This is a genomic window from Bradyrhizobium genosp. L (assembly GCF_015624485.1).
Lineage (GTDB): Bacteria > Pseudomonadota > Alphaproteobacteria > Rhizobiales > Xanthobacteraceae > Bradyrhizobium.
Genome location: NZ_CP061378.1, coordinates 671930 through 695380 on the forward strand (window position 1 = coordinate 671930; position 23451 = coordinate 695380).

The window sequence follows — 23451 nt, forward strand, 5'->3', positions numbered from 1 at the left end:
CGGTTGAACCAGAATGCCTGGATTATATGGGAGCACGGTGGCCATCGACAACCCGGGCGAACACCAGCACGTCGACCTGCGCGGCCTTGGCCCGCAGCAGCGCCCGGGCGCAGGCATCCACGGTGGCGCCCGAGGTCAGGACATCGTCGACCAGGATCACGCGGCGGCCCGCGATCTCAGCCTTGCGTTCGGAGGCGACCCCGAATGCGCCCTGGACATTGCTGGCGCGGTCCTTCCGCGACAGTCCGATCTGCTGCTCGGTGGCCCGGACCCGCCGCAGCGCCTCGGAGGCCATTTTGACGCCGCTCTGGCGCGCGATCACCTTGGCCAGCGCACCCGACTGGTTGTAGCGCCGGCTCCAGCCGCGCCGCCAGTGCAGCGGAACCGGAACCAGAACATCGGCGTCGTGGAGCAATTCCTTCCCCGCCCGCGCCATCCAGCGGCCCATGGTTGGCGCCAGGTCGGTGCGGTCCTGGTATTTCAATGCGTGCACCAGCGTGCGTGCGACGTCGTCGTAACGCACCGCGGCACGGGCGCGCTGGTAGGTCGGCGGATTGGCGATCGCCTCCATCGACAGCAGGTCGGGCCCGGGATCGTAGACAAAGGGAATGCCGAGCCGCGGGCAGAGCGGCGGCGCGATGAACGACAATTTCGCCCAGCATGCCGCGCAGACGCCCTCGCCATGAACCGGCTCGCGGCAGGCGACGCAGAGCGTCGGCAGCGCGATATCGAGCGCCAGCCGCGCCGTGCGCATGCATCCGCCGCCGACCGCGCCCAGCGCGCGCCGCAGATGGCTTGCGATCGAAGGTGATGGTGATGCTTCGGCGTCCATGGGAGCGAGGCTAGCGCCTGAGCCGTGTCTGCTCAACCCGCATTGCCTGCCGATGTCATCCGGCGTAACCAGCCGCCATGGCATCGAGCCCGGCTATAGCCCCGATCCTGTTCGACCGCGCGCTGCTCGGCGCGCGGCTGGCGCGTGCGCGACGCGAGGGCGCAGTGACGTTTCTGCTCGAGCGCGCTGCCGAGGACATGGCGGACCGGCTGCTTGCGGTGTCGCGCGGCTTTGCCGCGGCGGTGGATGTCTGGACGCCGGGCGGTGGGCTTGTCGAGGCGTTGCGGGGGCGCGTCGGTTCGATCGCGCGGATTGCTTTCGCGGAGCCGGAAGGGCTCGGCCTGGCGCCTGAATCGCTCGACCTCGCAGTCTCCGCGCTGGCCTTCCAGTTCGTCAACGACCTGCCCGGCGTGCTGGCGCAGATCCGCCGTGCGTTGAAGCCCGATGGGCTGCTGCTCGCGGCGATGCTCGGCGGCGACACGCTGACCGAGCTCAGGCAAAGCTTTGCCGCGGCGGAGGCCGAATGCGAGGGCGGGGTGTCGCCGCGCGTCGCGCCGTTTGCCGATCTGCGCGATATCGGCGCGCTATTGCAGCGCGCCGGCTTTGCGCTGCCGGTGACCGACGTCGACCGCGTCGTGGTGCGCTACGCCAGCGCCTTCGCGTTGATGGCCGATCTCCGCCGGATGGGTGCGACCAATGTGCTGTGCGAGCGCCGTCGCGCCCCGACCCGCCGCGCCACCATGCTGCGGATGGCGGAGATCTATGGCGAGCGCTTCGCCGACGCCGACGGCCGCATCCGCGCCACCTTCGACATCGTCTGGCTCTCCGGCTGGGCGCCGCATGACAGCCAGCCGAAACCGCTGAAGCCGGGATCGGCGAAAGCGAGCCTGGAGGCGGCGGTGAAGGGTGTGAAACGTTAGGGACGCACGTTGCGCGGGCTCCCTCTCCCCTTGCGGGAGAGGGTTGGGGAGAGGGGGGCCGCATCGGGACTGCCGCCGTGGCCACCCCTCTCCCGGATCGCATCTGTCGACGCGATCCGACCTCCCCCGCAAGGGGGGAGGTGGCGACGGAGCAAGACTACAGCAGCAGATCGATCAGATGCGGCAGCAGTGGAATGTCCGCCGGCGGCATCGGATAGTCGCGCAGCCTGTTGGCGCGCACCCAGGCGAGGTTCTGGCCTTCGCGCGCCACCGCCATGCCTTCCCAGCGGCGGCAGATGTAGAGCGGCATCAGGAGATGGAAAGTCTCATAGGCATGGCTGGCGAAGGTCAGCGGCGCGAGGCAGGGCTCGCTGACGGTGATGCCGATTTCCTCGTGCAGTTCGCGGATCAGCGTCTCTTCCGGCCGCTCGCCGGGCTCGATCTTGCCGCCGGGGAATTCCCAGAGGCCGGCGAGCGCCTTGCCTTCGGGGCGCTGCGCCAGCAGCACGCGCTTGTCGGCGTCGACCAGCGCGCAGGCAACGACGAGGGTGAGCTTGATGGAGGCCATGTGATGCGGGCGTCTTCGGTTGCGGTCTTCAAGCTTCATTAACCAGCAATCGCCGCAGCAACAAACGAATTGTTTTCACACGCCTTTCTGCGATCGCAATAAAGTTCCCTTTAATTCGTTACCGGCAGGGTGAGGGCCGCATTCCTATCCTCATCAAAACCCATATACCGATCAAATCATGCGCACCTTGCTCCGGACCGCCAGCCGTTTCCGCCGCGACCGCTCCGGCAATGTCGCGATGATCTTCGGTCTTGCTGCGCTGCCGATCATCGTCGCGATCGGATGCGCGATCGACTATTCCCGCGCCAATCAGGTCCGCAGCAAGCTGATCGCCGCCGCCGACTCGGCGAGCGTCGGATCGGTCGCCAAGGCGTCGCCTGCCTTCGTCGCCGCCGGTGCCATGACCTCGGACGGCCCGATCCCGGCAGGCGTCAGCGACGCCAAGAAGATCTTCAAGGGCAACATCGCCAACCAGACCGGCTTCACGCTGAACAATGTCAAGCCGACCGTGACCAAGAGCAGCGGCACCGTCACCTCGACGGTCACGTTCTCCGCCAACGTCCCGACCATGTTCCTCGGCGTGATCGGCAGCAAGACCATCACGGTGACCGGCTCCTCGACGGCGACGGCCAACATGCCGTCCTACATCGACTTCTATCTGCTGCTGGACAATTCGCCGTCGATGGGCGTCGCGGCGACGCCGACCGACGTGACCACGATGGTCAACAACACGTCGGACCAGTGCGCCTTCGCCTGCCACGACTACAATGATCCCAACAACTACTACAATCTGGCCAAGACGCTCGGCGTGACGACGCGGATCGACGTGTTGCGCAGCGCGACTCAGCAATTGATGGATACGGCGTCGTCGACCGAGACCTATTCCAACCAGTACCGGATGGCGATCTACGATTTCGGCGCCGCCTCGGCGACGATCGGCCTGCGCGCGCTGTTCTCGTTGTCGACCAGCCTGTCGAGCGCGAAGTCAGCAGCCAGCGCCATCGACCTGATGGGCGTCTACGGCAACAACGATGCCTATACCGCCGACAAGGATTCGCAGTTCTCGACCGTCCTCCCGGCGATCAACAACGTGATCGCCTCGCCGGGCACGGGCACCTCGTCGGCGCCGCTGAAATATCTGTTCTTCGTCTCCGACGGCGTGGCAGATGAGCCCAATGCAGCCTGCCTGAAGCCGATCACCGGCACCAACCGCTGCCAGTCGCCGATCGACCCGACGCTCTGCACCACCATCAAGAACCGCGGCATCAAGATCGCGGTGCTCTACACCACCTATCTGCAGCTGCCGACCAACAACTGGTACATGACCTGGATCGATCCGTTCAATCCGGGTCCGTTCGGTCCCTCGCCGAACAGCCAGATCGCGCAGAACATGCAGACCTGCGCCTCGCCGGGGCTGTATTTCGAGGTCAGCCCGACCCAGGGCATCGCCGCGGCGATGACCGCGCTGTTCCAGAAGGCCATCGCCGACGCGCGGATCTCGAGCTAGACCGCGATGTGCCATTCCGCCGGCACCACGCCGGCGGCGGCAACGATGTGGGCGAAGCCGATCTGGCCCCTATCCCAGATCGACACCGCGCCATTGTCGTTGTGCCAGAGGATGTCGGTGTGGCCGTCGCCGTCATAGTCGCCGGTGTCGGCGATGTGCCAGTCGTTACCCACCACGCCGGCGGCCGCGACGATATGGGCGTCGCCGATGACGCCGTAATCCCAGATCGACACCGCGCCATTGTCGTTGCGCCACAGGATGTCGTCGTGATGGTCGCCGCTGAAGTCGCCGGTGCCGGCGATGTGCCAGTCATTGCCCACCGCGCCGGCGGCGGCGACGATGTGGGCGCGGTTGATCTGGCCGTCATCCCAGATCGACACCGCGCCGTTGGCGTTGCGCCACAGGATGTCGCTGGTGCCGTCGCCGTCGAAATCCCCGACGCCGGCGATTTGCCAGTCGGTCGACACCACGCCCGCGGCGGCGATGATGTGGGCATTCTGGATTTGCCCGCCATCCCAGATCGACACCGCGCCGTTGTCGTCGTGCCACAGGATATCGCTCTTGCCGTCGCCGTTGAAATCGCCGGTGCCGGCGATATGCCATTCCGCCGGAATGACGCCGAAGCTTTGCGTGAGGCTGATCGACGGATAGGTGATGATCACCGAACCATCGTCAAGTCGCCACAGGATGTCGCTGCTGTGGTTGGCGTCGAAATCGCCGGAGCCTGCAATATGCCAGCTGTTCGGGATGACGTTGGGATTGGCGGTGATGTGCGCCTGGGTGAGCTGGCCGCTGTTCCACACCGACGTCGAGCCGTTGATGTCGTCACGCCAGAGGATGTCGGCGTGGGTGTCTCCGTTGAAGTCGTTCCGCGCCGGAAAGATAATGGTCGTCGGGGGCGGCGGAGCGGGGAGGTCGTTCGTGACAGCGCTGCCGGTGCCGAGCGTGTCTGACGTCATCAGGGTGGCGCCGGAGAGGCTCAGGCTTGACTGGTGAGCGGCTCCGAAATCGTGCGACGAGTCCGGCGCTGCGATCGTCAGCGGATCGTGTCCGTCGGTGGAGAGCGATAATTCTCCCGCATTCGCGACGGTGGCCGCTGCCACATGGTGGTCGGCGTCGCCGACGAACAGCTCTCCTATCGGCACCAAAACGAAACCATCATCGACGGTCCCGCCGAACGCGAAGCTATCCCAGCTTTGCGGCAACTGGCCGTCGCTATCGGTCTGCGCGGGTGTGAAGCCGTAAAAATGGATACTGCCGTTCGGATGAAAAGGCGATGCTGCCATCGTCAATGCTCCAAATCGAAATTGATGGGTCGACATGGATCAGCCGGAACCGGATCGAATGTCGACCAGTGAAGCAAAGCACAGATCAAATCACGGGCACGCGCTGCGCGCCCATGCCGACTGTAGCACCCGAGCCGATCAAGCGGGAGTCGCGATCGGCCGTGTCGTGTCGACGAATGGCTTCGTTGTGTGACGTCGCTCTGTGACGTGGCGGCGTGACGTGCCCGTCACTGCCTGTCGCGCTGGCGGAGCTAGATCGTGAGGTGCCACTCCGCCGGCACCGTGCCCGCAGCGGCGACGATGTGGGCGCCGGAGATCTGGCCGTTGTCCCAGATCGACACCGCGCCGTTGTCGTTGTGCCAGAGGATGTCGGCGCTGCCATTGTCGTCGTAGTCGCCGGTGTCCACGATGTGCCACCCGGCGGGGACGACGCCGGCATTCGCGACGATGTGGGCGCCGGTGATCTGTCCGGAGTCCCAGATCGACACCGCGCCGTTGTCGTTCTGCCAGAGGATGTCGGTCTTGTGGTCGCCGTTGAAGTCGCCGGTGCCGGCGATGTGCCAGCCTCCAGGCACCACGCCCGCGGCGGCGACGATGTGGGCGTTGTTGATCTGTCCGCCATTCCAGATCGACACCGCGCCGTTGTCGTTCTGCCAAAGAACGTCGTCTTGCGTGTCGCCGTTGAAGTCGCCGGTGCCGACGATGTGCCAGCCGGCGGGCACCGCGCCCGCGCTGGCGACGATGTGCGCATTGTTGATCTGTCCGGAGTCCCAGATCGACACCGCGCCATTGTCATTCTGCCAGAGGATGTCGGTCTTGGCGTCGACGTTGAAATCGCCGGTGCCGACGATATGCCAGTCGGTGGAGACGCCGTTGAAGACTTGCGGCGTGCTTGCGCCGGTCGTCATCACCGAGCCGTTGTCATTGCGCCAGAGCAGCTCGCTGTCATGGTCGCCGTTGAAGTCGCCCGAGCCTGCGATGTGCCAGTCGTTGGAGATCGCGCCCGGCGCGGAGACGATCTGGGCGCCCGAACTATCGCCACTGCTCCAGATCGACACCGCGCCATTGTCGTCGCGCCAGACGAAATCGGCATGATGATCGCCGTTGAAATCGTTGCGCGGGTGATAGTTGGAGACATCGATGACGCCGGAAGCGGTCAGGCCGCCGTTCGCGCCATCGTCTGGTGCGGCGATCGCGCTGCTTGTTGCGAGCTCGCCTTGATGGCTGCCGCTCGCCGCGGCCTGGCTGTCGGTGTCGACGATATGCCAGTCCGCCGGTACGGCACCCGCGGCCGAGACGATATGCGCGCCCGAGAGCTGGCCGTTATCCCAGATCGATACCGCGCCGTTGTCATTGCGCCAGAGGATGTCGGCCTTGCCGTTGTCGTCATAGTCGCCGGTGTCGGCGATGTGCCAGTCATTGCCGACGACGCCCGCGGCGGCGACGATATGCGCGCCGGAGATCTGCCCGCTATCCCAGATCGACACCGCGCCATTGTCGTTGCGCCAGAGGATGTCGTCGTGGCCGTCGCCGTTGAAGTCGCCGGTGCCGGCGATGTGCCAGTCATTGCCGACCACGCCTGCGGCGGCGACGACGTGGGCGCGGCCGATCTCCCCGCTGTCCCAGATCGACACCATGCCGTTGTCGTTGCGCCACAGGATGTCGGCCGAGCCGCTGCCGTCGAAATCGCCGGTGCCGGCAATGTGCCAGCTCGGCGCCACGACGCCGGCGGCGACGTTGTCGGTGGTGTCGTAGTATTGAGACGCCCAGACCTGGATTGCGCCGTTGGTGTTTTGCCAGAGGATGCCGGTCGTGCCCTCGCCGTAGAAATCGCCGGTGCCGGCGATGTGCCAGCTCGAATCCAGTTGCGCTTGATCGGTGATAATCCTGGCGTTGTCGATGCTGCTGTTGAGCCAGACCGACGCCGCGCCGTTGTCGTTGCGCCATAGAAGGTCGCCGATTCCGTTGCCGTCGAAATCGCCGCTCCCGACGAGATGCCAGGAACTCGGTACGGCGCCTGCACCGGATATGATGTGGGCCTGGCCAAGCTGTCCGCTGTTCCAGACCGACACTGCGCCGTTGTCATCCTGCCAGAGGATGTCGGCGTGTTTGTCGCCGTTGAAGTCGTTTCTGCGCGGGATCGGGTAGAAGGTGGTGGTGAGCGAGAAGTCGTCGATGGCAAGCCCGCTGCCGAAGTTGTTGGATGGCACCCAGCGAATGTAGAGAGACTGGCCCGGCCCGATGGAGACGGGGATCTGGCCACCGGCAAAAGCCTCGTTCTGGAAGGCATTGCCGTCCAGGGCCTGGCCTGGCCGAGCGCTCGTATTCGGCGCGGTGAAATCCAGCGCGTTGACGTCTTCCCATTGCCCCGTCGTGAGCGACGTTGCGCCGCGGATATTGGAGCTGAACTGGAAATCCAGCCGGTCGGATGCGCCGCCAGCTTCCCACTGCTCTCCGGTATACGAGATCGTGATGTTCTCGTCGCGATCGGTGGTGTTCGTGAACACCGCGCCCAGGATCGTATCGTTGCTGCCGATCGAGAGCTCGCCGAACGCACGGTCGATGCTGCCGTCCGCGCCGTAGCTGTAGGTATCGTTGAAGGGTGAGCTTCCGTCGTCCGCTTGAAGCGTGGAATTGGCGCCGGCGCCGCTCTCGACGAAGGTCCAGCCCTGCGGGAGCTGGCTGACACTTTCGCTGCCGAAGACCGTCAGCGTATCGAAATTCTGGAAATAGGAGCTTCCGGTGAGGGAGATGGGCGAGAATGGCATCGTCGACGCTCCGGTCAAAATCGATGGTGCTCGACCGGAGCGGCATCTCGGACCGGCGAGGCTGAAAACACTCAAGATGCAATGCGAGCGTAACGCGCATGTCCGTAGCCGGCATCACCCGAACGGGCGATGCCGAGATTGTCGGATGGTCAGGAGTTGCTTTTCGTGGATGCTGTGCGGCTCTCTTCCCGCCGTCGTCCCGCAGGGACCCATAACCACCGAACGTCATTGTTGTGCGACGTTGGGATGACGAGTGCCGTTCGCAACATCCGCCGCGGCGTATGGGTCCCTGCTTTCGCAGGGACGACAGCGAATGTGTTGCGCGACTGTCCGATCCGTCACCCGAAAGATGACGGAGCCGGAAGCGTCGCGCCTTGCAATGGCGGAATCTACTACGACCTGTAGTCGCCGTTGATCGCGACGTATTCCTTGGTGAGGTCGCAGGTCAGCACGCGGTCGCGGGCCTTGCCGAGGCCGAGCGCGACCTTGATCTGGATTTTGGGCGCCTTCATCGCCTCCGAGACCTCCTTCTCGTCGTAGGACGGATCGCGCGCGCCGCTTTTCGCGACACGGATGCCGTTGAACGAGATCGAGAGCTTGTCGCGGTTGGCAGGTTCGCCGGCCTTGCCGACCGCCATCACGACGCGGCCCCAATTGGCGTCCTCGCCGGCGATCGCGGTCTTCACCAGCGGCGAATTGGCGATCGACATTGCGATTCGGCGCGCCGACGGTTTTGTGGTGGCACCCTCGACCACGACCTCGACCAGCTTGCGGGCGCCTTCGCCGTCGCGCGCCACCTGCTCGGAGAGGTCGGCGAGGATCGCCTGGAACGCCTTCGCAAAGGCCTTCAGGCGCGGATCGCTGGCGCGCGAGATCTTCGGCGCGCCATGCGCCGCGGCGGCGCCGGTCGCGAACGCCAGCAGCGTATCCGAGGTCGAGGTGTCGCCGTCGATGGTCAGCGCGTTGAAGGTGTCCTCGACGCCGGCCTTGAGCAACGCCTGCAGCACGCCCGCCGACAGCGGCGCGTCAGTGAAGATGAAGGACAGCATGGTCGCCATGTCGGGCATGATCATGCCGGCGCCCTTGGCCATGCCGTTGATCGTCACTTTGGCCTTGCCGAGCTTCACGGTCGCGGTTGCGACCTTCGGGAAGGTGTCGGTGGTCATGATCGCCTTCGCCGCGTCCATCCAGTGGTCGGGCGTCGCTGCATCAGTGAGCTGCGCCAGCACGCCGTCGAACTTGGTGGCGTCGAGCGGCTCGCCGATCACGCCGGTCGAGGCGAGGAACACTTCTGATGTCGTGCAGCCGGCCGCCTTGGATGCGATCTGCGCGGTCAGCGCGGTCGAGGCCTTGCCGGTCTTGCCGGTGAAGGCGTTGGCGTTGCCGGAATTGACCACCAGCGCGCGAGCTTGACCGCCCTTCAGCTTGGCGCGGCACCACTCGACCGGCGCCGACGGGCATTTCGACTTGGTGAACACGCCGGCCACCGTGGTGCCCTTGTCCATGAGCGCCAGCAGCACGTCGGTGCGCCCCTTGTAGCGGATGCCGGCGGCGGCGGTCGCAAGCCGCACGCCAGCGATCACGGGCATCTCGGGGACATCAGGCGGGGCGAGGGGGGAGACGGCGGTGGACATCGGGAGGCATCCGGCTTCGGGGAGGGAAGCGCTGCTTATCATCAAGCCGGTCGGAGCGGGAGAGGGTGACCCGCAGGAATGCGTCGTCATGAATCGTTCAAGAAGCCTGGTCCGCGCCCGCCTCTCACCTCCCCTCGAAAAGGGGAGGTCGCTTTGCTCGTTAGAGCAAAGCGGGTGGGGATCTGGTCTCTCAGTATCGCTCGCGGCTGACCCCCATCCCGACCTTCCCCTTTCAGGGGGAAGGAGAAACGCGTAGCCCGGAGAAGCCAACGGGTCGCGCAACGCGCGCCCGACGACAGGCTCCTCGCAATCCGGGAGCCATGTAACCGCGGAAGGGCCTGTCCCGGATTTCACTGCGCTTCATCCGGGCGACACATACGGCAGGATTTCGCACCCGAAAATGCAAATGGCCGGGACATGCCCGGCCATCGCAACTGCGTCTGCTTCGCGGCGCTTACTTCTTCGCCGGCGCCATCTTGTTGTCGGCGGGCTTCGGCGCATCCTTGGCGGCGTCGGCCGGCGGGGCGGCGGGAGCGGCCGCGTCGGCCGGCTTGTCCATGCGCTCGACCTTGGCGGCCTCGCGCAGCTTGGCGACATAGTCGGCCTGGGCCTTGCGGGTCACGTAGGTCTCGATCTGGGCCTTCACCTGCTCGAAGTCGGGCGCCTTGCGGTTGCGCTTTTCCTCGACCTTGATGATGTGCCAGCCGAACTGCGACTTCACCGGGTCCGAGATCTTGCCCGGCTCGAGCGCGAAGGCGACCGCGGAGAATTCCGGCACCATCTGCTCCTTGGTGAAGAAGCCGAGGTCGCCGCCGTCGGAAGCGCCGGGGTCCTTGGACTTCTTCTTGGCGAGCTCGGCGAAATCGGCACCCTTGTCGAGCTCGGCCTTGATCGCCTTGGCCTCATCCTCGGTCTCGACCAGGATGTGGCGGGCGCGCACCTCCTGCTCGCCGGTGATCTGCTTGGCGGCCTCGTCATAGACCTTCTTCATGGCATCGTCGGTGGTGGCGGCCTTGCCCTCGGAGGCGAGCAGGCTGTCCATCAGGAGGCGATTGCGGGCGAAGGCCATGCGCCGCTTGAAGTCGTCGTTGTTCTCGATCTTCTTGTCCTCGGCGGCCTTGGACACGATCTTCATGTCGATCAGGAACGACAGCACGTTGTCCTTCTTGGTCGACGGGTCCATCTGCTGCAGGCTCGGCCCCAGTTCCTCTTCGGCCATCGCGACGTCGCTGGCATGGATCTCGGAACCGTTGACCTTCGCCAGGACCGGGTCGGATTCGGCGGCGCGGACCGGCAGGCCGGCGGCCAGCACTGCGACAAGACAGCCGGTTGCGGCCAGGGCGGCGAGCCCGAGGCGGAGGCCGGTTTTTGTTTCCGGAGGCGAGGTGGTCATGCAAAATCCTTAGGTCCAAAGGAGGGGCTTGAGCGGGGCGGACACTCGCCCAATCGCACCGCGATGGCAACGCGAAAGTCTTGTCAAAATGATGAATTCCTTGACATCCTGCCAACGTTGACAACCCCCCGACCGGGCCATATCTCTGCGCAATCGTGTCGACGGCAAGAGCGCTTATTTTGCTGCGTTTTTGGCCGTTGAACCCAGGATGGCCTGTTTCCCACTCAATTGGCGGAGAGCCCCCGGGTCGGGCTGTCGTCGCCGCGCGTCACGGTGAGTTGATTGGCGACCCGGTGGACTATCTCAGGCTGTAACCGAACAACGAACTCGAGACCGAAGAACAGGAATTTCGCATGATCGGCGCGCTCGCCCGCAAGTTTTTCGGCTCCTCCAACGACCGTCGGGTCAAGGGCTATCAGTCCCGCGTCAACGCCATCAATGCACTGGAGCCCGAGCTCATCGCGCTCACCGATGAGCAGCTCAAGGCCCGCACCGACGAATTCAAGCAGCAGCTCGCCGACGGCAAAACGCTGGACGACATCCTGGTTCCGGCCTTCGCCACCGTGCGCGAGGCGGCCAAGCGGACACTCGGCCAGCGCCATTTCGACGTCCAGCTGATCGGCGGCATGGTGCTGCACGAGGGCGACATCGCCGAGATGAAAACCGGCGAAGGCAAGACGCTGGTCGCCACCCTCGCGGTCTATCTCAACGCGCTCGCCGGCAAGGGCGTCCATGTCGTCACCGTCAACGACTACCTCGCCAGCCGCGACTCCGGCTGGATGGGCCAGATCTATGCGTTCCTCGGGCTTTCCACCGGCGTGATCGTGCATGGCCTCGACGATTCCGAGCGCAAGGCGGCCTATGCCTGCGACATTACCTACGGCACCAACAACGAATACGGCTTCGACTATCTGCGCGACAACATGAAGTACCGCCTGGAGGATATGGTCCAGCGCGGGCACTATTACGCGATCGTCGACGAGGTGGACTCGATCCTGATCGACGAAGCGCGCACGCCGCTGATCATCTCCGGCCCGCTCGACGACCGTTCGGATTTCTACAACACCATCGACACTTTCATGCCGAAGCTGACCAAGGTCGACGACTACGAGGTCGACGAGAAGCAGCGCACGGTGACCCTGACCGAAGCCGGCATGGAGAAGCTGGAGACGCTGCTGCGCGACGCCGGCCAGCTCAAGGGCGAGTCGCTGTACGACGTCGAGAACGTCTCGGTGGTGCATCACGTCAACCAGGCGCTGCGCGCGCACACGCTGTTCACCCGCGACAAGGACTACATCGTCCGCGACGACGAGCTCGTGATCATCGACGAGTTCACCGGCCGCATGATGCAGGGCCGCCGCTACTCCGAGGGCCTGCACCAGGCGCTCGAAGCCAAGGAGCACGTCTCGGTCCAGCCGGAGAACCAGACGCTGGCCTCGATCACCTTCCAGAACTATTTCCGGATGTACGCCAAGCTGGCGGGCATGACCGGCACGGCGCTGACCGAAGCCGACGAATTGTTCGACATCTACAAGCTCGAGGTCGTCGAGATTCCGACCAATCTGCCGGTGGCGCGTCTCGACGAGGACGACGAGGTCTACCGCACGCAGAATGAGAAATACGGCGCGATCCTCGCCGAGATCGAGCGCGCCAACAAGCGGCTGCAGCCTGTCTTGGTCGGTACGGCGTCGATCGAGAAGTCGGAGGTGCTGGCCGAGTACCTGAAGAAGCACGGCTACAAGCAGATCGATTTCAGCTCCGGCTCGGGCATGGAGAAGCTCTACGCGGCCGCCCGCGCCGGCAAGCCGGCCAAGCTGTTCGCGGTGCTGAACGCGCGCTTCCACGAGCAGGAAGCCTATATCGTCGCCGAAGCCGGCGTACCCGGCGCGATCACGATCGCGACCAACATGGCTGGCCGCGGCACCGACATCAAGCTCGGCGGCTCGCTCGATATGCGGCTCCAGCAGGAGACCGCCGGCATCACCGACGAGGCCGAGAAGGCGACGAAGATCGAGCAGATCAAGGCCGACATCGAGCGCTTCCGCGAGATCGTGCTGAAGGCGGAGGAGGATTTCGAGGTCGAGCCGGCGAAGGGCAGCAAGCCCGCCAAGACGGTGAAGAAGCCGGGCGGACTCTACATCATCGGCTCCGAGCGACATGAATCCCGCCGCATCGACAACCAGCTGCGCGGCCGCTCCGGCCGTCAGGGCGATCCCGGCCGCTCGAAGTTCTTCCTGTCGCTGGAAGACGATCTGATGCGCATCTTCGGCTCCGACCGGCTCGACAGCATGCTGCAGCGGCTCGGCCTGCAGGAAGGCGAGGCCATCATCCATCCCTGGATCAACAAGGCGCTGGAGAAGGCGCAGCAGAAGGTCGAGGCGCGCAACTTCGACATCCGCAAGAACTTGCTCAAGTTCGACAACGTCCAGAACGACCAGCGCAAGGTGATCTTCGACCAGCGCGTCGATTTGATGAAGGACGACAGCGTCGCCGAGACCGTCACCGACATGCGCCACGCCTTCGTCGAGGACGTGGTGACCAAGTACATCCCTGAGCATGCCTATGCCGAGCAGTGGGACACCGCGGGCCTGAAGGAAGAGCTGAAGCGCGTGCTCGACGTCGATCTGCCGGTCGACGAATGGGCCAAGGAAGAGGGCATCGCCGACCAGGAGCTGCTCAACCGGATCGAGACCAACGTCGACGAGCGCATGGCGGCCAAGGTCGCGCAATGGGGCCCCGACGTGATGCGCTATGTCGAGAAGACCATCCTGCTGCAGACGCTGGACCATCTCTGGCGCGAGCATCTGATCATGCTCGACCATCTGCGCCAGGTGATCGGCCTGCGCGGCTACGGCCAGCGCGATCCGTTGCAGGAGTACAAGACCGAGGCCTTCAATCTCTTCCAGGAGATGAGCGCGCATCTGCGCGAGGCCGTCACCGCGCAGCTGATGCGGGTCGAGATCGTGCCGCCCGAGCAGCCGCCGGAGCCGCTGCCGCCGATGGAGGCGCACAAGCTCGATCCCAACACCGGCGAGGACGAGTTCGCCCGCGCCAGCCTGACCGAGGCCACCTACGCCCAGGCCTCGCTGGCGCCGGGAATGCCTGCCGGCGGCACCCGCGATCCGAATAACCCCACCAGCTGGGGCAAGGTCGGCCGCAACGAGGACTGCCCCTGCGGCTCGGGCAAGAAGTACAAGCACTGCCACGGGCGGTACGCGTAAGCTGGCGGTGGCGGGTGGGCCAACGACCCGCCTGCCGCAGCGCAGTGGCCAGAGCCACTTGCAGCGCTTGTGAAGCCCTTCACTTTGCAACTTCTAAGTGATCGAGTAGCCTTGGCGTTGCGGCGTCCTGGCTGACGTTCGGCGGCATTTTTTCGTTGCCGCACGGGCCTTTGTCGTCGAGCCGGACGTTCGACGGGGCCGATCATGTCGCGTCTGATTCAAATTGCGGATTGGACTGGCGAGAAGCGTGCCAATGTCGTGTTCGTTCACGGACTTGGCGGGCATCCCTATGACACGTGGCGACGCTCGCCGACCGGCGACACGTTTTGGCCGCTTTGGCTGGCCGAGGACGTCAAAGGCCTGAGCGTCTTTTCGTTCGGGTATATATCTCCGGCAACGAACTGGCTCGGGACGGCGATGCCGCTGCTCGACGAGGCGGCCAATGCGCTTCGGGTGCTGTTGAACGATACCAGGCTTCATGATGGTCCCATCGTATTCGTGTGTCACAGCCTCGGTGGCTTGATCGTCAAGCAGGTCCTCCGCGCTGCGAACGAACAGCGGAGCGACCCGCAAACGGCCGAGTTCCTCGCCCGGGTCCGGCAGGTCGTTTTCGTCGCCACCCCACACACCGGGTCCGGCAAGGCGACGCTTCTCGAACGACTGGGTTTCTGGACCTGGGGATCGGATTCGGCGCGCGACCTCGTCGCCAACAAGCCAGAACTTCGCGATCTCAATTTCGGCTATCGGATTCTGGCCAGGGAGCGAAAGGATCAGCTACGGCATCTCAGCTACTACGAGATGGTCAACACTCTGTTTGGGCGGATCGTGGAGCCCGACTCGGCCGACCCCGGGCTCCCCGATTGCACGCCGACGCCGATCAGGGAGGATCACATCACCATCGCCAAGCCGCGCCGCCGCGACGAATTGGTGTACGCCGAGACGCGGAATTTCATCGCGAAGCTCGCGCCCGAGCCTGGTGGCGCAGCGGTGCTGCGCACATACCCGCTCGAGCCTTTCACGGTCGAATGGTCATGGTCGCAATTTGTGCCCAAGCTGATCCGGATCGGCGCGATCGGGCTCGTTGCGGTAGCGATCTGGTTCGCTGTGCCGCGGCTGCATGCGGTCTATTCCGCCATTTTCAGCACCCAGGCGCAGGTCAGCAAAACCCAGTCGAAGATCGAGCAATTGCACTCCGATGTGGTTCGGATCGTTTCGGAGAAGGAGGGCGTGCCTCTCGATATGTTGCGCGCGGTCGTCGAGGAAATGGGCGCGGCCGCGACAACCAAGGACCCAGGAGAGATCGGCCGGCTGCTGATGCAGAAGGCCGATGAGTTCAAGGCACTGACCGAACGTCTCAACCGCCTCTCCGATAGCGACCCGGAGGTCAAGAACCTGAGACTGGCGGCTGCGGCCGCCCTGACAGAGGGGCGCTTTGCCGACGCGAATTCGTATTTCGCCTCCGCTCAGTCGCGCGATCTGGCTGGTGTGGCGGATATCGAGGCGATGGCCAGGAAGAAGCGCCTCTCAGCCGCAGAGTCGACTGCACAATGGGCATCTGCGGCCATGCTGCGGCCCAACCCGGGCGCCTACCGTGAGGCGGCGCAGCACTATGCGGAGGCCGCACGCATCGCGATCCCCGCAGATCCCAAGGTCGCGCGAAACTATCAAAGACAGCAGGGCAACGCGTTGAGCGCGCTCGGCGGAGAGTTCGGCCAGAACGAAGCGTTACACGAAGCGATTGATGATTTTCGCGGCTTGCTGGGGACGATCGATCGGACCAGCGATCGGCTCGGTTGGGCACGTGCCAAGAACGATCTGGGTTTCGCTCTCTGGAAGCTCGGCGGGCGGGAGCCTGGCGTCGGAACGCTGAATGAAGCTGAACGGACCTACCGCGAGGCACTGGAAGAACTGACGCCGGAGCACGAGCCGGCCGACTGGGCGGATGTGCACAACAATCTTGGGCTGGTGCTCTTCGCAATTGGAGAACGGGAAGCGGCCGCCGACAAACTGAAGGATGCCGTCGTCAATTTCCGCCAGGCACTCGAGGTGAGGAGCCGCGAGAAAACTCCCGTCGCTTGGGCGCAGACACAATCCAATCTGGGCATGGCTCTTTTGAGGCTTGGGCAGCGGCAAAGTGGCACCGAGACGCTTGAGCAGTCCAAGGCTGCCTTCGAAGAGGCCTTGAAGGTGAGGACTCGCGAGAAGAGCCCCTTCGACTGGGCGGAGACACAGAACAGTCTTGGATTTTCGCTGACGGAAATCGGACAGCGACAAAACAGCAACGAGAAATTGGAGCAGGCGGTCGGCATTTTTCGCGAGGTCCTGAAGGAGAAGAGCCGCCAGCGTTTCCCGCTTGATTGGGCGATGGCGGAGACCAATCTGGCCATCGCGCTCGTCGGGCTCGGGCTACAGGAAGGACAGCCTCAGAAGTTCGAGGAGGCGACCGCGCTGCTTCGGGAAGCGTTGGAAGAACGGAGGGAGGATCGCGTTCCGCTCGATTGGGCCGCAACGCAAGTCGTGCTTGGCGGAACGCTTGCACAGATCGGGCACCGGGACCGCAGCACCGAGAAGCTGAACGAGGCGATTGCATGCTACCGGGAAGCCCTCAAGGAATATACCCCCGAACGGCACGCGCCAAACTGGGCGGCCACGGAAGTGTCTCTTGGCATAACCCTGATTTCGCTTGGCGAACTGAGCGGTGACGTAGAGAAATTCCAGGACGCCGTCGTGGCTTTGAAGGCGGGACTGCAGCAATACACGCCCGAACGCTTTCCGGTGCAATGGGCGGCAACTCAGGTCTCGATAGGCTATGCGCTTTGCAGAAAGGGTAAGCAGGGCGGCGAAACGCAGAATTTGGTGGATGGGGTCGCAGCCCTTCGCGAGGTGATGAAGGCGCAGATATTCGATCAGGCCTCGGCACAATTCGAGATGGTCCGGAACGAGATCGCTTCCTGCGCGCCTCCTGGCTCGCAGTGACGAAACGTCATCTGCGTGGGAATGGCGGGCGCATGCTCCGGTTGCGTCCGTCTCACCCCGCGAACGCGCTATCGAGATCGGCGATCACGATCTTCTTCATCTTCATCATCGCCTGCATGGCGCGGTTGGCCGCCTCGCGGTCGGAGGCGCCGAGGTAACCGCCGAGCGCTTTCGGGACGACCTGCCAGGACAGGCCGAATTTGTCCTTGAGCCAGCCGCAATTGCCTTCCTCACCGCCGTCAGCGGTGAGCTTGTTCCAGAAGTAGTCGACCTCCTCCTGGGTCTCGACGCTGATGAAGAACGACACGGCTTCGTTGAACCTGTATTTCGGACCGCCATTGAGCGCGTGGAAGCGTTGCCCTTCGAGCTCGAAATTCGCCATGAAGTCATTGACCTGTTCGATCCTGGCGTTGGGGAACACCGATTTGTAGAACGCGACCGCGTCGCGGACGTTGTTGTCGAGCCAGAGGAACGGGGTGATCGACGGCATCGGGAACTCCTGGTTGGGGACGGCGGATCGACCTGCGCGACGGCGCGCGGGCTGCGCCAAACGGGCGCGCCCATAGGACGCGCGCGCGAGCCCACACCCGACATGTCCTGAGAACTTTTTTATGGTTCGCCGGGCTCGGCCCGCCGTGCCGCCAGAGCGTTTTCGAGCGAAGTGGATACCGGTTCGCGTGAAGAAAACGCGTCAAAACAAAAAGCTAGAGCTTCGGTTCTGATTCAATCAGAACCGAAAATGCTCTAGTTCGCGCTGCCGATCAGGCTTTCCAGCAGGCGCTTGAGCTCGTTGGTCGACTTGTCGCCATAGCTCTCGACGATGTGCTCCTCCTGGCTCACCGCCAGCGAGTTGAGCCGCCGCGACAGCGCCTTGCCGCGGTCCGAGACGAACATCAGGACCTTGCGCCGGTCCTTCGGATCCTGCACGCGGTAGACCAGCGCGTCCGACACCATGCGGTCGATCATCTTGGTCAGGGTCGGATGGTTGAGCAGCACGGCATCGGCGAGCTCGCCCATCGAGTGGCCGTTGCCGTCAGACAGCACCTTGAGGATGCGCCACTGCTCCACCGGCACGCCCTCCTTGCTGAGGCGTATTTCCAACTGCCGGTTGATCTCCCGGTTGGCTTGCGCCAGCAGGTAGGCGAGATGTTCGGTGATCGGGAAATTTTCTTTCGACGGTTTGGCCACGGTGTGAGACTTCGTATTGGTCCAAATGAGCGAATGACCGGCAACGGTTGCTGCATCTATATGCACGCCAATCCTTGAATATTCAATATTCTCAAAATAGGATCATTGCCCAACAAAAGGGCGGATGCCGCGGGTCGCCCGCTGAATGTGCTTTGAGCCTGGTGTTAGACAGGAGTTGGCGTGCGCTCGACGGTAAACTTCCCGGCTCGCGGCGAGCCTGCCTTTCCGCCGTCTTTGCTGCTCAGGAATCTGTCGTCGCCGGCGATCGATCGCGCCTTGTCGCCGGACGACCACGCCTTTGGGCGCCGCAGCGCCCGCGCCAAGCTCCGGATCGGCGGCTTCATCTGCTGCTCCGGCTCGCCCGGGGTCTGGGGTCCCTGCGCCACCAACAGCGCCGAGCTTGCGGTTGCCGAGATCAACCGCCGCGGCGGCATTCTGGGACGCGAGATCGAGCTGTCGATCTACGATGCCGGCGGGCCGGTCGACGAGGTGGTGCAGCGCGCCGAGCAGGCGCTGGCGTTCGACGATCTCGATCTCGTCGTCGGGCTGCACACCAGCGCGGTTCGCGTCGCCTTGCGCAAGGTGATCACCCGCAAAGGCATCCCCTATATCTATACGCCGGTCTACGAGGGCGGCGAGCAGACCCCGGGCGTGGTGGCGATCGGCGAGACGCCGCGCTGGCAGAGCCGGCCGTCGATCCACTGGCTCGCCGAGGTGAAGCGCGCCGCGCGCTGGTACCTGATTGGCAGCGACTATGTCTGGCCGTGGCAGTCGCATCGCGCCGTCAAGCGCTACATCGCCGAGACCGGCGGCTATGTCGTCGGTGAGGAGTTCGTTCCGCTCGGTGAGGACAATCATGAGCCGCATCTGGCGCGCATCCGCGCCGCCAAGCCCGACGTGGTGCTGATCTCGCTGATCGGCACCGATAGCATCACCTTCAACCGCGCCTTCGGCGAATGCGGGCTCGCCACCACCACGCTGCGGCTCGCGGGCGCGATGGACGAGACCGTGCTGCTCGGTATCGGCGCCGACAATTCCGAGAACCTGTTCTGCGCCTCCGGCTATTTCCCCGGCATCGGCTCGCGCGCCAATGACGATTTCCAGGGCCGCTATTTCGCGATGTTCGGTCCGAACGCACCACCGATCGGTTCGCTTGGCCAATCCAGCTATGAGGGGCTCTGCCTGCTCGAGGCCGCCGCGGCCAAGGCTGGCACCCTGGCGATGCGCCCTTTGCTCGCGGCGGCGCGCAACATCGTCTATTCGGGGGCGCGCGGGCCGGTCACCGTGCGCGATGGCCGCACCCGGATGGCGATGTATCTCGCGGAAGCCGACGGGCTCGATTTCCGGCTGATCAAGCCGATCTGACGGCGGCCTGCGACCGCCGGGGTTCGAAATAATACTTGAAAAGGAAAATATTTCCGTTTTGAATAGTGCATCTCGCCGACCGCCCGCCAAGACGGGCGCGGCGCCATGCCCAGGGACCACCAAATCCAGGAGAGCTCCGTGACCGTCTCCCTTCCCACGCCCACGCAACTTCGTGCCGTCGCCGAACAATGCGGCCTGTCGCTGACCGACGAGGACGTTGCCTCCTTCCGCGGCCTGATGCAGGGCTCGATCGAGGCCTACAATCTGGTCGGCGCGATGCCGGACGAACTGCCTGAGGTGAAATATCCGCGCACGCCGGGCACCCGCCCCGCGCCTGAAGACAACAAGCACAACGCCTGGTACCGCAAGGCGACGGTGAAGGGCGCGAGCTCCGGCAAGCTGAAGGGCAAGACGGTCGCGCTGAAGGACAACATCATGCTGGCCGGCGTGCCGATGACCAACGGCTCGTCGACACTCGAGGGCTACGTCCCCGACTTCGACGCCACCATCGTCACCCGCATGCTCGATGCCGGCGCCGAGATCAAGGGCAAGGTGCATTGCGAGCATTTCTGCCTGTCCGGCGGCAGCCACACCGGCTCCTACGGTCCGGTGCACAATCCGCACAAGATGGGCTATTCGGCCGGCGGCTCGTCGTCCGGTTCTGGCGTCGTGGTCGCGCTCGGCGAGGTCGACATGGCGATCGGCGGCGACCAGGGCGGCTCGATCCGCATGCCGTCCTCGTTCTGCGGCACTTACGGCATGAAGCCGACCTGGGGCCTGGTGCCCTATACCGGCATCATGCCGATCGAGATCTATGTCGACCACACCGGGCCGATGACCGCGACGGTGGAAGACAACGCGCTGCTGCTCGAAGTGCTCGCCGGCGACGACGGCTACGATCCACGCATCAAGGCGCCCAAGGTCGAGGACTACACCAAGGCGTTAGGGGCCGGCGTCAAGGGCATGAAGATCGGGATCGTCAAGGAAGGCTTCGAGCAGCCGACCGCTGAGGCCGCCGTCAACGAAAGCGTCCGCGAGGCGGCCAAGCGCTTCAAGGATCTCGGCGCGAGCATCGAGACCGTCTCGATCCCGATGCACATGGCCGGCGGCGCGATCTGGACCCCGATCGGTACCGAGGGACTGACCCAGACCATGATGTTCGGCGACGGCTACGGCCTCAGCCGCGGCGATCTCTATTCGACCTCGCTGATGGATTTCCATCGCGGCTGGCGCCGCCAGGCGGATTCGCTGTCCGAGACCACAAAGCTTTTCATGCTGCTCGGCACCTACATCAACAACAGCTTCGGTCCGCGCTTCTACGGCAAGGCGCTCAACATTTCCCGCCGGCTGGCTGCGGCCTACGACAAGGCCTTTGGGGATTACGACCTGCTGCTGATGCCGACCACGCCGATGAAGGCGACCAAGCTGCCGGCGCCCGACGCCAGCCGCGAGGAGATTGTCGCCCGCGCGCTGGAGATGATCTCCAACACCGCGCCGTTCGACATCACCCATCACCCCGCGATGTCGCTGCCCTGCGGCATGGTCGATGGCCTGCCGGTCGGGCTGATGCTGGTCGGCCGCATGTTCGAGGAATCCACCATCTATCGCGCCGCGCATGCCTTCGAGCAGGTCGGCGACTGGAAGAAGATGTGAGGCGGACGTTGTTCCAGGTAGAGGCCGCAAAGTCTGGATGGATCGGACGCCATGGCTAGCACGTTTGCCGCGGCGTTCGAGATCATCAGCTTCGGCGCGATCATCGTCCTGGTCGTGCTCGGGCTCGGCATCATCGCCAGCATGATGGGCATCTTCAACTTCGCGCAGGGCGAGTTCGTCCTGCTCGGGGCCTATGTCACCTATCTGGCGTCGGCACATGGCGCGCCGGTCTGGGCCGGCATGGTCGCCGCGCCCTTCGTGGTCGGCGCGCTCGGCTTCGTGCTGGAGGCGCTGATCATCCGCCGCTTCTATGCCGCGCCAGTCGTCGCGATGCTCGGCACCTATGCGCTCGGCCTGATCATCCGCGAGAGCGTGCGCACTTTGATCGGCGGCTTCTATCTTACCGTGCCGGAGCCGATCGGGGGCTCGATCGATCTCGGCAGTATGCACATCTCGGCCTGGCGCTTCACCATCATCGTGATCACGCTCTTGGTGATGGCCGGCTGCTATCTGTTGCTGGCGCGCACCTCGTTCGGTCTGCGCGTGCGCGCCACGCTGGAGAACCCGGCGCTGGCGCGCGCCTCCGGCATCTCGACGCCGCTGATCTACGGCGCCACCTTTGCATTCGGCGCGGCGCTGGCCGGGCTTGCCGGCGCGCTGATCGTGCCGGTGTTCAGCCTGTTCGCCGATCTCGGCATCCGCTTCCTGATTCAGGGCTTCGTCGCCGTCATGGTCGGCGGCGTCGGCTCCTTCATCGGCCCGGTTGCGGGCGCCGGCGTGATCGGCACGCTGAGCGCGGCGCTGCCATGGGTCATGTCGCCCGTCGTCGCCGACGTGCTGGTCTTCGTGCTCGCCATCGCCTTCATCAAATTCCGGCCGCAGGGCCTCATCGCTGGAAGAGGGGTTTAGTCGCATGTCATTTCAACGCACCGATCTCACGCGCCGTCGCTTCATGAGCAATTTTGCCTTCGCCACCGGCGCGCTCGCGACCGGCGTCGGCAGCTGGGTGATCCGTCCCGATTGGGCCAATGCGGCCGAGGGCCCGATCAAGGTCGGCATCGCGACCGACCTCACCGGCCCGATCGCCTATGCCGGCAATGCCGACGCCAATGTCGCCAAGATGGTGATCAAGGAGATCAACGCTGGCGGCGGGCTGCTCGGCCGGCCGCTCGAGCTCTACATCGAAGACACCGCCTCCAACGAATCGGTCGCGGTCGGCAACGTCCGCAAGCTGATCCAGCGCGACAAGGTCGACATGGTGCTGGGCGGCATCACCTCCTCGATGCGTAACGCGATCAAGGATCCGATCGTGGCGCGCGGCAAGACGCTCTACATCTATCCGCAGCTCTACGAGGGCAAGGAGTGCACGCCGTATCTGTTCTGCACCGGCCCGACGCCGGCGCAGCAATGCGACGAGTTCATCCCCTGGCTGATCAAGAACGGCGGCAAGAAGTTCGCGCTGCCGAGCGCCAACTACGTCTGGCCGCACACGCTCAATGTCTATGCCCGCAAGGTGATCGAGGCCAATGGCGGCGAGGTGGTGTTCGAGGAATACTACCCGCTCGACCAGGTCGATTTCTCATCGACGGTCAACCGCATCATCTCCAACAAGGTCGACGTCGTCTTCAACACCGTGATCCCGCCGGGCGTCGGCCCGTTCTTCAAGCAGCTCTATGAAGCGGGCTTCCTCAAGAATGGCGGCAGGCTCGCCTGCGTCTACTATGACGAGAACACGCTCGCCATCAACCAGGCCAACGAGATCGAGGGCCTTGCCAGCTGCCTCGACTATTTCAAGGTGCTGACCAAGGACGATCCGGTCTCGGCCAAGATCCAGGCCGCCTACGATAAGGATTTTCCCGGCAACTTCCTGTTCGCTGCCGGCAGTGCGGCAACCGGCACCTATCGCGGCCTCAAGCTGTGGGAAGCCGCCGTCAAGGAGGCCGGCAAGGTCGACCGGGATTCGGTTGCAGCCGCGCTCGATCATGCCAAGATCGCGGAAGGGCCGGGCGGGCCGGCCGAGATGGTTCCGGGCAAGCGTCATTGCAAGATGAAAATGTACACGGCCGTCGCCAAGGCCGGAACCTACGAGGTCGTGGCGCACAGCGACGGTCTCGTCGACCCCAAGGAATGCTGAGCGACC

16 protein-coding genes are annotated in these 23451 nt (G+C 64.5%); 8 read left to right on the top strand and 8 right to left on the bottom strand.

The genetic code is table 11. The features are described 5' to 3' along the window. Window positions 1-22: 22 nt before the first annotated feature. Complete coding sequence (locus tag IC762_RS03105) at window positions 23-832, bottom strand: ComF family protein (RefSeq protein ID WP_195787195.1); 810 nt, start codon at window positions 830-832, stop codon at window positions 23-25. A gap of 77 nt (window positions 833-909) precedes the next feature. On the opposite strand from IC762_RS03105, the gene IC762_RS03110 reads away from it, so the two are divergent. Next, window positions 910-1752 (top strand): methyltransferase domain-containing protein, encoded by an 843-nt coding sequence (locus IC762_RS03110; protein WP_195787196.1) that lies wholly within the window; start codon window positions 910-912, stop codon window positions 1750-1752. Window positions 1753-1909: 157 nt separating this feature from the next. Here IC762_RS03110 and IC762_RS03115 read toward each other — a convergent pair whose 3' ends face one another. Beyond that, the gene (locus tag IC762_RS03115) at window positions 1910-2320 is read right to left on the bottom strand and encodes a (deoxy)nucleoside triphosphate pyrophosphohydrolase (RefSeq protein ID WP_195787197.1); all 411 of its coding nucleotides are present in this window, start codon (window positions 2318-2320) and stop codon (window positions 1910-1912) included. Between the two features lie 178 nt (window positions 2321-2498). Here IC762_RS03115 and IC762_RS03120 point away from each other — a divergent pair, with 178 nt between their 5' ends. Then, a complete protein-coding gene (locus IC762_RS03120; RefSeq protein WP_195787198.1) occupies window positions 2499-3827 on the top strand; it encodes a TadE/TadG family type IV pilus assembly protein in 1329 nt (442 codons plus the stop codon). Here the strand turns inward: IC762_RS03120 and IC762_RS03125 are convergent. The 4 genes from IC762_RS03125 to IC762_RS03140 form a co-directional block, all read right to left on the bottom strand. Beyond that, on the bottom strand, window positions 3824-5113 hold the full coding sequence (locus tag IC762_RS03125; protein ID WP_195787199.1) for an FG-GAP repeat domain-containing protein: 1290 nt from the start codon (window positions 5111-5113) through the stop codon (window positions 3824-3826). The two genes, IC762_RS03120 and IC762_RS03125, sit on opposite strands and share 4 nt — an antisense overlap. 251 nt (window positions 5114-5364) lie before the next feature. After that, window positions 5365-7881: an FG-GAP repeat domain-containing protein gene (locus IC762_RS03130; RefSeq protein ID WP_195787200.1), complete on the bottom strand. Its 2517-nt coding sequence runs from the start codon at window positions 7879-7881 to the stop codon at window positions 5365-5367. A 392-nt stretch (window positions 7882-8273) separates the two neighbouring features. Next, the gene (argJ, locus tag IC762_RS03135) at window positions 8274-9515 is read right to left on the bottom strand and encodes a bifunctional glutamate N-acetyltransferase/amino-acid acetyltransferase ArgJ (protein WP_195787201.1); all 1242 of its coding nucleotides are present in this window, start codon (window positions 9513-9515) and stop codon (window positions 8274-8276) included. Between the two features lie 454 nt (window positions 9516-9969). Continuing rightward, window positions 9970-10908, bottom strand: a complete 939-nt coding sequence (locus IC762_RS03140; RefSeq protein WP_195787202.1) for a peptidylprolyl isomerase — start codon at window positions 10906-10908, stop codon at window positions 9970-9972. 353 nt (window positions 10909-11261) lie between these two features. Here IC762_RS03140 and secA point away from each other — a divergent pair, with 353 nt between their 5' ends. Together secA and IC762_RS03150 are read left to right on the top strand one after the other, a co-directional pair. Further along, window positions 11262-14129 carry a preprotein translocase subunit SecA gene (gene secA, locus IC762_RS03145; RefSeq protein WP_195787203.1) on the top strand — a complete coding sequence of 956 codons (2868 nt, stop codon included), beginning with the start codon at window positions 11262-11264 and terminating at the stop codon, window positions 14127-14129. Window positions 14130-14333: 204 nt separating this feature from the next. After that, window positions 14334-17105, top strand: coding sequence for an alpha/beta fold hydrolase (locus IC762_RS03150; protein ID WP_195787204.1), 2772 nt, complete (start codon window positions 14334-14336; stop codon window positions 17103-17105). Between the two features lie 52 nt (window positions 17106-17157). Here the strand turns inward: IC762_RS03150 and IC762_RS03155 are convergent, their stop codons facing one another. Together IC762_RS03155 and IC762_RS03160 are read right to left on the bottom strand one after the other, a co-directional pair. Further along, window positions 17158-17595: a VOC family protein gene (locus IC762_RS03155; protein ID WP_195787205.1), complete on the bottom strand. Its 438-nt coding sequence runs from the start codon at window positions 17593-17595 to the stop codon at window positions 17158-17160. Window positions 17596-17849: 254 nt separating this feature from the next. Continuing rightward, window positions 17850-18293 carry a MarR family winged helix-turn-helix transcriptional regulator gene (locus IC762_RS03160; RefSeq protein WP_195787206.1) on the bottom strand — a complete coding sequence of 148 codons (444 nt, stop codon included), beginning with the start codon at window positions 18291-18293 and terminating at the stop codon, window positions 17850-17852. Between the two features lie 180 nt (window positions 18294-18473). On the opposite strand from IC762_RS03160, the gene IC762_RS03165 reads away from it, so the two are divergent. The 4 genes from IC762_RS03165 (at window position 18474) to IC762_RS03180 (ending at window position 23445) form a co-directional block, all read left to right on the top strand. After that, a complete protein-coding gene (locus tag IC762_RS03165) occupies window positions 18474-19658 on the top strand; it encodes a substrate-binding domain-containing protein (protein ID WP_195787207.1) in 1185 nt (394 codons plus the stop codon). Between the two features lie 138 nt (window positions 19659-19796). Continuing rightward, entirely contained in the window at window positions 19797-21311 is a 1515-nt protein-coding gene (locus IC762_RS03170; protein WP_195787208.1) for an amidase, read from the top strand. Between the two features lie 51 nt (window positions 21312-21362). Further along, window positions 21363-22220 (top strand): branched-chain amino acid ABC transporter permease, encoded by an 858-nt coding sequence (locus IC762_RS03175; RefSeq protein ID WP_195787209.1) that lies wholly within the window; start codon window positions 21363-21365, stop codon window positions 22218-22220. Window positions 22221-22224: 4 nt separating this feature from the next. Then, entirely contained in the window at window positions 22225-23445 is a 1221-nt protein-coding gene (locus IC762_RS03180) for a substrate-binding protein (RefSeq protein WP_195787210.1), read from the top strand. Window positions 23446-23451 lie beyond the last annotated feature (6 nt).